The sequence below is a fragment of the Saccharospirillum sp. ABV4_185 genome (assembly GCF_056159245.1).
In genome coordinates this window covers 1-12,602 of the sequence record NZ_JBSWUW010000003.1, presented here as the reverse complement: position 1 = coordinate 12,602, position 12,602 = coordinate 1, and the positions used below count along the sequence as shown (strand labels likewise).

The window sequence follows — 12,602 nt, the reverse complement described above, 5'->3', positions numbered from 1 at the left end:
CCAGCCGCTGGTACTGGGTCAGGATGAGGAACTTCTATCAAGCTGATGGATCTATCCAGACGCCACCCACCTTGAGGACATTGTTGTGACTGATTACACCCCACCCAAAGTGTGGACCTGGGACAACGCCAACGGCGGTGAGTTCGCCAGCATCAACCGCCCCATCGCCGGCCCGACGCACGATAAACAGTTACCGATTGGCAAACACCCGTTACAACTTTATTCGCTGGCCACGCCCAACGGCCAGAAAGTCACCATCCTGCTGGAAGAATTGCTGGCCCTCGGCCACAGCGATGCGGAATACGACGCCTGGCTGATCAAAATTAATGAAGGTGACCAGTTCAGCAGCGGCTTTGTTGAGGTCAATCCGAACTCCAAAATTCCAGCACTGATGGATCGCTCTGGTGATAACCCCATCCGAGTATTCGAATCTGGCTCAATCCTGCTTTATCTAGCGGAAAAATTCGGCGAGTTCGTACCGACAGAACCCGGTGCTGCGCGCGCCGAATGCCTGAACTGGCTGTTCTGGCAGATGGGCAGCGCACCCTATTTGGGTGGTGGCTTTGGCCATTTTTATCATTACGCGCCGGTGAAAATTCAATACGCGATCGACCGCTTCGCCATGGAAACCAAACGTCAATTGGATGTACTCGACCGGCAACTGGCCGAGCGCGATTACATCGCTGGTGCTGACTACAGCATCGCCGATATCGCTATCTTCCCCTGGTACGGCAATCTGGTTCGCGGTGAGGCTTACAACGCAGCGGAATTTTTATCGGTGCAGGACTATAAAAATGTCGTGCGCTGGGCTGACACCATTGCGCAACGTCCGGCGGTCAAACGCGGTCGGATGGTCAACCGTGTTATCGGAGAGCCATCCGAGCAATTGCACGAACGCCACGACGCCAGCGATTTTGATACCCAAACGCAGGATAAATCAGGCGGCTGATCCACCGCCTGAGGTGTTAGCGCGGGCTGGGGGTTAAGGCGATATCGATGGTGCATTGAATCGATAACTCCTGGTCCTCAGCAACGGCCGCTTCCAGCAATTGCGCCAAATCATTTTTGGTCTGGCGCAATTGATTGAGCCGCGATATCACACTGGAATCGGTTTCGCCAAAACGCTCCTGCAGACTGAAATCTTTGCGTTCGTGAAAACCGATTTTGTTATCGATCAAACTCAATAAAATTTCCTGAGCTTCTTGTGCCTCAAAGTGACCGGCAATCAATTTAAAGTGATGATGGTTCACGTTGTCGCTCATCCTAAACTCCTCATTCGATTATTTTATTCAGCGGCACAGGCGTTAAGCTTCGAGCCAGGTCTGCCATTGTCCGGCGCGATAATGCTCGATGCGGTCTTGTTCCAGCCGCATCAGATGCAGCCAGCGATGCTCGATCAGTTGGCGCACCAGCGGGTGTTCGTTCATCACCTGCTCGATCATTTCCCGTGGTGCTTCGATCACCACCGTTAATCGCAAAGGCGTATGGCGCCAGGTTTTGCCGTCGTGCAGTGATTGCCACGGTAAACCGATGCGCAAATCGCCGCCGTTGCCTTCAAACACGCCGATGCGCCCGCCGACGACGTTGTGCAGGGTTTTATTACCACTGCCGTAGCGACGTTGATCCACCGTCGAGGCGAAATACTGCATGTTGATCCAATGGCTGACGATCATCGGTGCCGTCATGATTGACGCCAATCGTGCGCCCTCGACATCCTGGCGATGATCGTAATCGTGCAGAAAACAGCGACCCTGCAAATCGACGCCCCGGCTGCGGCTGCGCGGTGCAATCAACAAGGCGGCGTTGTTGGTCAGGCCCCACTCCGGCCGGGTGTGCGACCAGTCCGCTGCGCGCTGATACAGCGCCTTCAGCAAGGCTTGGGGTTGGTCCGCCAAGGACGCCAATCCCAAGCTGGGCGCCCGTTCGCGGCGGGCGGCGGCCGAGGCAGCGCTCAGTTGGGCCTGCAGAGCTCCTAGATCGGTACTGTCAGCGTCCGGCAGCCAATGCGTATCGAGCAACGCAATTTCGTCGGTCGTGGTGTTATGCAGCGCGGCAATAAAACGCGTGCGCTGCGGAACATCGATACCCGCTGCGCGCAAACCGTCGCGGACTTCCGGTTTATTCAGCAAAGCCGCCAGCGCCCGGGCGTTCACATCACCCGCCTGGCCGCAACAGGCACCGCAATCCAGTCCGGCTTTGTGCGGATTATTGCGGGTCTGGCTGCCATGCCCGACCAGTAAAACCAGCCGGCCAAAATGCGCCGTCAATCCCAGGGCAGTTAACACCTGACGCGCCAGTTCAATCTGACCTTCAAGACCACCAGCGCTTGACTCAGCAAGAGCCGGGCGCAACGAGGCCGAGGCCGAACCCAAGGCCAGTTGGTCGTCGCTCGGCGGCACCTTGCCCAGAGTGAAACTGCGGCGAATCAGCTTGACCAGATAATTCAGGCCGGTGGCTTCAACCAGGGTAAAGTTGGACAAGGGCGCTGAATGAAAGGCGCGCCAGCCTGCTTGCCGGTCGAGACGATGCTTGCGCGTTGCGCTCAGGCGGGCATCGAGCGACGGGTCGCCGCTGCTGTCGGTCAGCGCCATGGACGGTGCCAGCAAACCAGGCAATTGCGGTCGTTGCGCTTTTGTACCCAGCGGCGTGTAGCTGATCGGCAAGCCGAAAAATCCGGCAAAGCCAAGCGTTTGAATCGCCGGTGACTGGGCCTCCAGATGGCGACGGAACACTTCGGAACGCACATCGATACAAAACACCGCCTGTACCTCGGGTGCTGGCCTTGGTTCTGTAGAGAGTGCCGTAGAGATTGCCGCCGAAGGTGCGGACAACAGTTTCGCGGCGAGTTCCCGCTGGTAATGAATTTCCTGGGCACGCTGCCAAAGGTGGAGCAGCGACAGCGAGTGTCGCTGATCCGTTTGAGCACCGGCCTGCCATTGCTGTCGCCAATCGGACCAGGGGGTTCCATCGCCTCGTTTGCCATCGTCTAACAGCACTTCCCAACTCAACCGAATGGCCAGCAATTCGACCAGACAGGGGTCTTCTTTGCCGGCCAGCCGCGCCTGCCAGCCCAGGTAGGCACACCAGGCCGCCCAGCCGCTGATGCGTAAGATCACCGCTTGCAGAAAGTCGGACCATTGCTCGGGCGGGACGCTCAATTGTCGCAGCGAATCGGCAATCTGTTGCTCGGCGTTATCCGCCAGAGCGCTGGCCTGAGCCGGGTCAAAACGATGGCGCATCAACAGCGCAATGCTGTGATCCTGGCTGATCACCTGACGCCAACTCTGGTACAGCGACTGTTCACGGCTGGGGTGCCATTGCGCCTGATCGTGATCGAAATAGGCGGCGCAAAATTGTGAAATCTGATGGGTAATGGTGTCGCACCAGGAAGGCTGACGACGCAGGTCGCGCTGGCGATCCCATTGATCGCTGAGTAAGGGCACCGGCTGCAACGAGCCGTCGCTGTCATCCAGGGCCGCCACCGCCGTCGGCAGCGTCCAGTCACTCGGTTGTTCGGCCAGTGCCTGATGCAAATCGGCATCTGTAATGTCGCCGTTTTGCCACGCCGCTTGATAGTCGCTGAGTGAGCCGGTCATCGGCGAACCGGCCAGTCGCGCCAGATCCGCTGCGGAGGCCTCAAAAGGTTGCGATACCCGCCCCCAATAGGGATTAACAGCGATCAACCGGTCCAGCGGCCAGCTTGGCGCAATGCACGCCACGGCCTCAGCAATAGCCCGCTCTAGTGCGGCATTTTCGTTCAGATTGGAGGATGGAAGGGAAGCGTTCACTGCGATTCTCCTTTTGACGCCAGCACCGGGTTTGCGACCGTCTGCGCCTGGACAGCGCTGAACTTGACCGGCCAGATTTTGAAAGTAAGACGGGTGACCGTTTCATCGAGATAAAAACCGCCAAAGGCCCAGGGGTAAAAATGCCGCGCAAAGCGACCGCTGGGATAGCGACGCAGCCAGATCTGTATGCCGTAGAGGGCACCGAAACAGCCCACCACCCAGAGCAACGCCAGCGGTTGCGCTGCGGCCGCCTCAGGAGCCAACCCAGAGAACAGCCAGTGCCACAGCAAATACAGCTGGGTCAGCATCAGCACACGCAGCAGACCGCTCAGCCATTGGCGCAACAGATGGCCCCGCTCTACCCACAGTAGAGAGGCCAGACCCAGCGCCACTATCCACAACGCGGCCGCCGGTACCCTTAGGTCGGGCAGGACGCGGTGCCACAGCTCAGCGGATGCAAACACCAGCAACAGACTGATCACGGCGGTGGCCAGGTACCAGCCATAATGGCGCTGGCCATCGGCCGGACTGAGCATGTCGCCCAGGCGGGCGTAGCGCACCGTTTCGCCGGCAGCGAGAAAGGAATAAGCCTTGTAACAGGAATGCGCGACCAGATGCAGCAGCGCCAATTCGTAAAGCCCCAGGCCAATTTCCATCAGCATGAAACCCATCTGCGCACAGGTTGACCAGGCCAGGCGCACTTTCACACTGACGCGAGTCAACATCACCAGACCCGCCAATACAGCCGTTAAACTGCCGACCACCACCAGCAACCATTGAGCGCCCAGAGATACGGCCATCAGATCGGCCAGACGGATCAATACAAAACCACCCATATTCACCACGCCGGCGTGCAACAAGGCCGATACCGGCGTCGGCGCTTCCATGACCTGAATCAGCCAGCCGTGCAACGGCAACTGGGCGGTTTTCAGGATAGCGGCGAGCGCAAACAATAGCGCCGCCGCAGGCAGTCCGGCTGATAGCTGGGTCGTCGCAGCCAGGTGGTCTTGCAGAGCGTCCAGCGACAGTGAGCCCACGGCCTGATAAATCAGCCACAGCGCCATCACCAAACAGATTTCAGCCAAACGACTAAAGAGGAATTTTTTATGCGCCACCACCTGGGCGGCCTTGCGGTCGGGGTAGAAGGTTAAGAGGTGATGCAGGCCGATGCTGGTCGCACTCCAGGCCAGGACGATCATCAGCAAGTGCTGGCTGACCACCAGAATCATCACCGCCGTCAGCGTAAACAGCAGCGAGCGAACAAAGCGACGCTGGCCCGGTTCACCGGCCAAATAGCGGCGTGAATAGCGCACGATAACCCAACCCAGCAAGGTGACCAGAACGGCGGCCACCAGCCCGACCTTATCGACGGCGTATCCGTAAAAGACCGCAGCCACCGGCGCTGCCAGCAGCAGTGCCAAGCTGATCAGTAACGCCAGGGTGGCCACTGCTGTTGCGGCACGCCAAGGCCGTACTGAAGACCAGGCCACCAGCAGATACCCGAATACATAGACCAGCGCCGCCAACCAACCGGGGTTCACACTCATCATCCTGTCGCACTCCATCGAACACTAAAAATCGATGGGGTGATGATGCCGCTGGACTTATATTAATAATAATATATTGTTTTTATATATTCGTTCTTTTTAAGTGAACAATAAATGCGACAGCTTAACTTCCACCACCTCTACTACTTCTGGACCGTCGCCAAAGAAGGCCATCTGACCCGGGCCGCCGAACAGCTGCATGTTTCACAGTCCGCTTTGTCGTCGCAGATTCGACAACTGCAGGAACAACTGGGCCACGACCTGTTCGTGCGTCAGGGTCGCTCGCTGCAACTGACCGACATGGGTCATCTGGTACTGGAATACGCCCAGAGTATTTTCAGTCTGGGCAATGAATTGCTGTCGGTCACCGAAAGCGGCGAACTGCGCCATCTGCAACGTTTGCGCATCGGCTCTGTGGCGACGTTGTCGCGGAACTTTCAGGACAACTTTCTGCAGCCGGTGATCGGCGAAGCCAAAATTCGGCTGGTACTGCATTCGGCCAGTTTGCACGAGCTATTGGAATTGCTGCGGGTCCATAAACTCGATCTAATTCTGTCCAACCGCTCCGTCGCCGCCGACACCTCCACACCCTGGCGCTGCCAGCAAATTGCCGAACAAAGCGTGTGCATTGTCGGGCCACCTGGTGCGCAGGCGGATAACTTCCGCTTCCCGCATGATCTGACGCAATTACCGCTGCTGTTACCTGGCCCGAGCAGCGATATTCGCAGTCAGTTCGACCTGCTGTGTGAACGCCACGGCGTTGAAGTGGACCCCTACGCGGAAGTCGATGATATGGCCATGCTGCGATTACTGGCGCGGGATTCGGGCGGCCTTGCCGTGGTACCAGAAGTGGTGGTTCAAGACGAACTGCGCAGCGGTAAGTTGCAGCGTTACTGCGTATTAAACGACGTCGTCGAACGCTTCTACGCCATCACGGCTAAGCGGCATGTGGAAATGGTGGCGTTGCGTACCTTGCTGGAACAGGCGGCAGCGAACACCCGTCAATAAGTCAGGCCGTGGATCTATTCAGCAATGTGCTATCCACGGTGTTGGTAAAAATAATCGGCCAGCCCACCCAACAACTTAACGTAATTGCCATGACTGGTGAACTCGATATAACGGGGGAGAATCGATCTCTCACCCATTTTCTGGCTCATTACTTTAATGCTGTCAGATGGTATCCAAAGCTTCACTCCGCCAAAAATAGGCATCGCTCTGATGACAAACCCATGCTCATAGGCCGCCAACTTCACGCAACCACTGAATTTAGGTCCATTCACATAAGCACTCCCCCAGCGGCTCTCGCCCTTAGGTTCGCCAATACCATCCGGCAGGTCTTTAGTCATGGCGGTAAGCTTCGGAATGAAGAACTTAATGGCCATAAACCATGCGATGGCCATTATCAGGGTTGCAAAAATTGCGATGTAAGCGTCAACAGTCATACTCATTAAACTCAGCAGCAAGAAAACCGGCTATTTAGCATACAGGTTTGTGCGTCGGGAAAATCATCAGTAGAAAGCCATACTTCTTTATATATTGGAAATAGCCTGGATGGATTTCCAATATATTGGTCATGATACTGACTTTTGGTATGGGCTTTCGGCTTGAAACTTTGGCACCCTGATGTGCGACTTGTGTGCTCGGATGTTGATATGAACGATACTGCTCTACGTTGGGCCAACCTGGCCGAAGCCGCGACTCTCGTTGCACTGTTCTGCGTAGCGATGCCATTAAAATATATGGCCGGTTTCCCCATCGCAGTCAGTGTTGTCGGCTCACTTCATGGCCTGTGTTTCATATTGTTTATTGTTGTACTGATGCGCGCCCTTTTCATGCACAGCGTCGGAATCGGCTATAGTCTGGCGCTTATCGCCGGCGCTTTTATTCCCTTCGGTGGTTTTATTAACGACTATTGGATGCGCAAACGACAGGAGGCCTAAACCATGCTCTACCTGCTTACCAAAAGCCTGCACATTCTCGTCGTTATCATCTGGATGTCCGGTATGGTAGCGCTGGCACTGGGTTTATTGAAACCCAATAAAGCCACTTTGCAAATGTTGCATCGCTGGGACCGGTGTGTGACAAATCCAGCCCTGGGTTTGGTCTGGGTGTTGGGCTTGACGCTGGCGTATTGGGGCGGCTGGTTTGGTGCCACCTGGCTGTGGATCAAATTGGCGGCGGTGTTTGTGTTGTCCGGCCTGCACGGCTCGATGAGCGGGCAAACACGTCGCGCCTTGAAAAACAATTCGATCGAACAATTATCCGTCTTGGCCAAGCCCATTTTGGGTTTAATCTTGGTGTTAGTAGCGCTGGCGATTTTTATGGTAGAGACTCAGTTTTATTAAATCCAAACCCACTAGCAAGCGTCATTTTGATCGCTGTTTATCGACTAATTTCGCAACGCTCTGAACGTGATCAGGGTGTTATGACAATCGTTAGTTTTCCCACCTGTTAACGGTCGCCGTTATCCGATATCAATAATTTTATCGCGACGTCCAGACGTTCTCTATATTCCTCCAAAGACTCGACTTGATGCTTAATGCCAATGGATGTACTGATCAGTGTTTGTGCCAGTGGAACTGACATCTGGCGCAAATCAGCTGAAGTGGTATGAGCGATGGCATTCATCACGAGTTGATGGAACCGCTCTGACATAACGGTGACCATGTTGCCAAGCAAGTTAGGGTTGTCTGCTATCACCTGCTCGATGTCTTGCGCCATTGGTCCGATGTAGCGCCCCGTCCACTTAATGAACCCTTCCAACAATGCGCTTTTTAAAGGAAAGTCCGCGCGCGTCAATACGCCTTCAACATCGGCAATATCTCGCTCCAACGCCTGGGTCACGGCCGCCCGAAACAAATCTTCTTTCGAATTGAAAATGAAATAGAGACCCTGGCGAGTAATGCCAGCGGCCCTAGCGACCTCATCCATCGAGGTTTTGCGGTAACCGTATCGTGCGAATGTTGCCAAGGCGCTATCCAGAATGGCGCTATGACGCTGCGTTTCAGCATACGGCGACAGGTTTTTCTCCGTCATGACTTGTAAGTCCTCTTGTTTCGCCTTACTTTACAGTTTTTACTGTTTATGTAAAGTAAAGATATCGAATGTCACAAACACTGATTAAAACCCGCTTCGATGCCAACACCACTGCCGAAGAAGTCGTTCGCGGAATGGATCTCCGCGGGCTGCGCGCCGTAGTTACCGGCGCATCATCTGGACTGGGTGCTGAAACGGCTCAGGTGCTGGCCGCTGCAGGCGTCGAGGTCGTACTTGCCGTGCGCAATGAAACAGCTGGCAAGGCTGTCGCCGATCGTATTAGCGCGGCTAGAGTGCCATACAAACCCCAGGTCATGAGGCTCAATCTCGCCGACCGAAACAGCATTGCTGAGTTCATTGGGAATTGGAACACACCACTCCACCTGCTGATCAACAATGCTGGATTGGTGACCAGTGGTCTCGAACGAACCGCCGAAGGCTGGGAGCTGCAGTTTGCGACAAACCACCTGGGGCATTTCGCGTTAGCGGTAGGGCTCCATGCTGCATTGGCAAAGGGCGCTGCCGAAGGTGGCAGCGCGCGCGTTGTTTCACTGTCGTCCACGGCGCATATGCGCTCAAACCTGGATTTCGATGACCTTCACTTTGACCGGCGCAGCTACGATCCTCAGATTGCCTACGCCCAATCCAAGACGGCTAACTCGTTGTTCTCCGTCGAAGCAACCCGACGCTGGGCAGCCGATGGTATTGTGGTCAATACCGTCAATCCAGGCGGAGTGGCTACCGGCTTGCAAAGGAACTTCTCCGCCGGCCAACGCGCTTCCCTGGAAGCCGCCGAAGCGGCCGGCATCTTCAAATACAAAAGCATTGAACAGGGGGCTGCGACAACCTTGGTAGCCGCCGTCGCTCCTGAGTTCGAAACATCAGGCGGGCATTATCTCGACGACTGTCAGGAGGCATATTGTGTGGAGAACGATGCCCAGCTCGCTCAACATCCTCACGGCGTAAAAAAATGGGCGCTGGACCCGGCTGCTGCCGAACAGCTTTGGCGTGTATCGACGCAATTAATGACGCACTGAAAATACTATGGAGCGACTCGCCTTGTTGGGTTAGCTTAGCACTATCCCAACCAGGCGATGACGACCGTAACGGTTGCGAACGCAGTGACACCGACAAACGGGTGAATCTTGTCAATTCTCACATCGGACAGGCAGGCGGCCGCTTTTCGCAACCAAAGCTAGCTCCTTTACTCCCACTCAATTGTCGCCGGCGGCTTGCCGGAAATATCGTAGGTCACGCGCGAAACACCGCTGATCTCATTAATGATGCGGCTGGAAACCCGACCCAACAATTCATACGGCAGATGCGCCCAACGGGCGGTCATAAAGTCGATGGTTTCTACCGCCCGTACTGCAATCACCCATTCGTAACGCCGACCGTCACCAACCACGCCAACGGAACGCACTGGCAGGAATACCGCAAACGCCTGAGAGACTTTGTGATACCAGTCGGCCTTGTGCAGTTCTTCAATAAAGATCGCATCGGCTTCGCGCAACAGATCGGCGTATTCTTTTTTCACTTCGCCGAGAATACGCACACCCAGGCCTGGGCCCGGGAACGGATGGCGGTAGACCATGTCATAATGCAGGCCAAGTTCGAGGCCGATCTTGCGCACTTCGTCTTTAAACAATTCGCGCAGCGGTTCTACTAATTCCAACTTCATATCGTCCGGCAAACCGCCGACATTGTGGTGCGATTTAATGACGTGCGCTTTGCCGGTTTTGGAAGCGGCTGATTCAATAACATCAGGGTAAATGGTGCCCTGAGCCAGGAAGTCGACATCCTGCAATTTGGTCGCTTCTTCATCGAAGACTTCAATAAATTGATGGCCGATGATTTTGCGTTTCTTCTCTGGATCGGCTTCGCCTTTGAGTGCATTCAAGAAGCGCTCTTCGGCATTGACGCGAATCACTTTTACGCCCATATGTTCGGCGAAGGTCGCCATCACCTGGTCGCCCTCGCCTTTGCGCAGCAGACCGTTGTCGACGAATACACACACCAGTTGATCGCCGATAGCCTGATGCAACAGCGCAGCAACGACGGACGAATCAACACCACCGGACAAGCCCAGCAACACCTTGCGCTTACCGACCTGTTCGCGCACCCGTGCGGTCATATCTTCGATAATATTGGCGGCGGTCCAGAGCGCATCACAACCGCAGATCGTGCGGGTAAAACGCTCCAGAATTTCCAGACCTTTTAAGGTGTGAGTCACTTCCGGGTGGAACTGAATACCGTAAAAACGACGGCTGTCGTCTGCCATGGCGGCAATGGGGCAGGACGGCGTCGATGCCATCAATTCGAAGCCTTCGGGCATGGCGCTGACTTTGTCGCCGTGACTCATCCACACGTCAAGCATGGCTTTGTCGTCGGCATTACGGTCGCTGAAGCCATCGAGCAATTTGCCGGCGTTATCGACTTGCACTTCGGCGTAGCCGAATTCCTGCTCTTTGGAACCGATCACCGAGCCACCGAGCTGTTCCGCCATGGTCTGCATGCCGTAACAGATACCCAGGACCGGGACGCCGAAATCAAAGACGCGTTGCGGTGCGCGCGGTGATTGATCGGCATGCACCGATTCCGGTCCGCCGGACAAAATAATACCGTGCGGATTAAAAGCATCGATGTCTTCAGCGGTCATCTCGTAGGTGTGGATTTCACAGTAGACACCAATTTCGCGCACGCGGCGGGCGATTAATTGGGTGTACTGCGAACCGAAGTCGAGAATCAGAATTTTCTGGGCGTGAATATCAACTTGAGTCATGGCGGCGTTCCAGCAGTCAGACGAAGAAAACGGTTATACCCAGCGGCTTATCCGCTGCGGCTGATCATTCGTTTGGCACCCTCTTGGCGCCGGTAAAACAAAGACACCGGCCGCAGCCGGTGTCGGAATTCACTCAACCCATCTTAAGCCAGACGGTAGTTGGGCGCTTCCTTGGTGATCTGCACATCGTGCACGTGGCTTTCTTTAATGCCCGCGCCGGTAATCTGCACAAACTCGGGTTTGGTGCGCATCTCTTCGATGGTACGGCAACCAGTGTAACCCATGGAGGCGCGCAGGCCGCCCATCAACTGATGTACCACGGCATGCAGCGGACCTTTAACGTTAATGCGGCCCTCAATGCCTTCCGGAACCAGCTTCTCAACACCGCTTTCCACGGTCTGGAAGTAGCGGTCAGAGGAACCCTGAGTCTGGCCCATGGCACCAACAGAGCCCATGCCACGATAGCTTTTGTAAGCGCGGCCCTGGAACAGTTCAACTTCACCGGGCGATTCATCGGTACCGGCAAACATGGAACCGGCCATGATCACTGAAGCGCCGGCGACTATGGCTTTGGCGATATCACCGGAAAAACGGATGCCACCATCGGCGATCACCGGAATGCCTTTGCCCGACAATTCAGTGGCCACATCGGCCACGGCGGAAATTTGCGGTACACCGACGCCGGCGACGATACGAGTGGTGCAGATAGAGCCCGGACCGATACCGACTTTGACACCGTCAGCGCCGGCTTCAGCCAGGTCGCGAGCGGCGGCGGCGGTGGCGATATTGCCGCCAATCACATCCACCTGCGGATAGTTTTCTTTTACCCAACGCACCCGGTCGATTACACCTTTAGAGTGGCCGTGGGCGGTATCGACAACAATGACATCGACGCCGGCACGCACCAGGGCGTCGACGCGGTCTGGCGTTTCCGGGCCGGTACCAACAGCGGCACCCACACGCAGACGGCCATCGCTGTCTTTACAGGCATTGGGGTAAGCCTGGGCTTTATTGATGTCTTTAACGGTCATCAGACCGCGCAGCCGGAAGTCGTCGTCGACCACCAGCACTTTTTCGATGCGGTGTTCGTGCAACAGCTGACGCACCTGATCCGGCGCTACGCCTTCTTTGACGGTGACCAGTTGATCGCGCGGCGTCATCACCGTTTCGATACGGGCATCGAGATTCTTTTCAAAGCGCACATCGCGGCTGGTGACGATGCCGACCAGGTCGTCGCCATCCATCACCGGCACGCCGGAAATGTTGTTTTCGCCTGTCAGCGCCAGCAGTTCGCGAACCGCAGCATTCTGTTGAATGGTGATCGGATCACGCACCACCCCAGCTTCGAACTTCTTCACTAGGCGCACCTGCTGCGCCTGCTGTTCGATACCCATGCTTTTATGGATGATGCCGATACCGCCTTCCTGCGCCATGGCAATGGCCAGGCGA

12 protein-coding genes are annotated in these 12,602 nt (G+C 55.8%); 5 read left to right on the top strand and 7 right to left on the bottom strand.

What is annotated here, in order from left to right; translation table 11 throughout:
* Window positions 1-85 precede the first annotated feature (85 nt).
* Window positions 86-949, top strand: a complete 864-nt coding sequence (gene yghU / locus ACXAE6_RS18185) for a glutathione-dependent disulfide-bond oxidoreductase (protein ID WP_475152621.1) — start codon at window positions 86-88, stop codon at window positions 947-949.
* Between the two features lie 16 nt (window positions 950-965).
* Here yghU and ACXAE6_RS18180 read toward each other — a convergent pair whose 3' ends face one another.
* The 3 genes from ACXAE6_RS18180 to ACXAE6_RS18170 are packed head-to-tail and all read right to left on the bottom strand — an operon-like array spanning window position 966 to window position 5,338.
* Window positions 966-1,262, bottom strand: a complete 297-nt coding sequence (locus tag ACXAE6_RS18180) for a hypothetical protein (RefSeq protein WP_475152617.1) — start codon at window positions 1,260-1,262, stop codon at window positions 966-968.
* Between the two features lie 42 nt (window positions 1,263-1,304).
* On the bottom strand, window positions 1,305-3,788 hold the full coding sequence (locus tag ACXAE6_RS18175; RefSeq protein ID WP_475152614.1) for a YbcC family protein: 2,484 nt from the start codon (window positions 3,786-3,788) through the stop codon (window positions 1,305-1,307).
* On the bottom strand, window positions 3,785-5,338 hold the full coding sequence (locus ACXAE6_RS18170) for an NADH-quinone oxidoreductase subunit L (protein WP_475152611.1): 1,554 nt from the start codon (window positions 5,336-5,338) through the stop codon (window positions 3,785-3,787). The genes ACXAE6_RS18175 and ACXAE6_RS18170 overlap by 4 nt, the downstream gene beginning before the upstream one ends.
* Before the next feature lie 111 nt (window positions 5,339-5,449).
* Here ACXAE6_RS18170 and ACXAE6_RS18165 point away from each other — a divergent pair, with 111 nt between their 5' ends.
* A complete protein-coding gene (locus tag ACXAE6_RS18165) occupies window positions 5,450-6,343 on the top strand; it encodes a LysR substrate-binding domain-containing protein (protein ID WP_475152608.1) in 894 nt (297 codons plus the stop codon).
* Between the two features lie 29 nt (window positions 6,344-6,372).
* Here the strand turns inward: ACXAE6_RS18165 and ACXAE6_RS18160 are convergent, their stop codons facing one another.
* Window positions 6,373-6,783, bottom strand: coding sequence for a hypothetical protein (locus ACXAE6_RS18160; RefSeq protein WP_475152604.1), 411 nt, complete (start codon window positions 6,781-6,783; stop codon window positions 6,373-6,375).
* Window positions 6,784-6,987: 204 nt separating this feature from the next.
* On the opposite strand from ACXAE6_RS18160, the gene ACXAE6_RS18155 reads away from it, so the two are divergent.
* Entirely contained in the window at window positions 6,988-7,275 is a 288-nt protein-coding gene (locus ACXAE6_RS18155) for a DUF3817 domain-containing protein (protein WP_475152601.1), read from the top strand.
* Between the two features lie 3 nt (window positions 7,276-7,278).
* Window positions 7,279-7,680 carry a CopD family protein gene (locus ACXAE6_RS18150; protein WP_475152598.1) on the top strand — a complete coding sequence of 134 codons (402 nt, stop codon included), beginning with the start codon at window positions 7,279-7,281 and terminating at the stop codon, window positions 7,678-7,680.
* A gap of 106 nt (window positions 7,681-7,786) precedes the next feature.
* Here ACXAE6_RS18150 and ACXAE6_RS18145 read toward each other — a convergent pair whose 3' ends face one another.
* On the bottom strand, window positions 7,787-8,371 hold the full coding sequence (locus ACXAE6_RS18145) for a TetR/AcrR family transcriptional regulator (RefSeq protein ID WP_475152593.1): 585 nt from the start codon (window positions 8,369-8,371) through the stop codon (window positions 7,787-7,789).
* Between the two features lie 68 nt (window positions 8,372-8,439).
* Between ACXAE6_RS18145 and ACXAE6_RS18140 the strand changes: the two genes are divergently transcribed.
* Window positions 8,440-9,408, top strand: a complete 969-nt coding sequence (locus ACXAE6_RS18140; RefSeq protein WP_475152589.1) for an SDR family NAD(P)-dependent oxidoreductase — start codon at window positions 8,440-8,442, stop codon at window positions 9,406-9,408.
* Between the two features lie 167 nt (window positions 9,409-9,575).
* On the opposite strand, the gene guaA is transcribed toward ACXAE6_RS18140, so the two are convergent.
* On the bottom strand, window positions 9,576-11,153 hold the full coding sequence (gene guaA, locus ACXAE6_RS18135; protein WP_475152584.1) for a glutamine-hydrolyzing GMP synthase: 1,578 nt from the start codon (window positions 11,151-11,153) through the stop codon (window positions 9,576-9,578).
* A 143-nt stretch (window positions 11,154-11,296) separates the two neighbouring features.
* The coding region (gene guaB, locus ACXAE6_RS18130; RefSeq protein WP_475152581.1) for an IMP dehydrogenase at window positions 11,297-12,602 on the bottom strand (1,306 nt) is incomplete at its 5' end.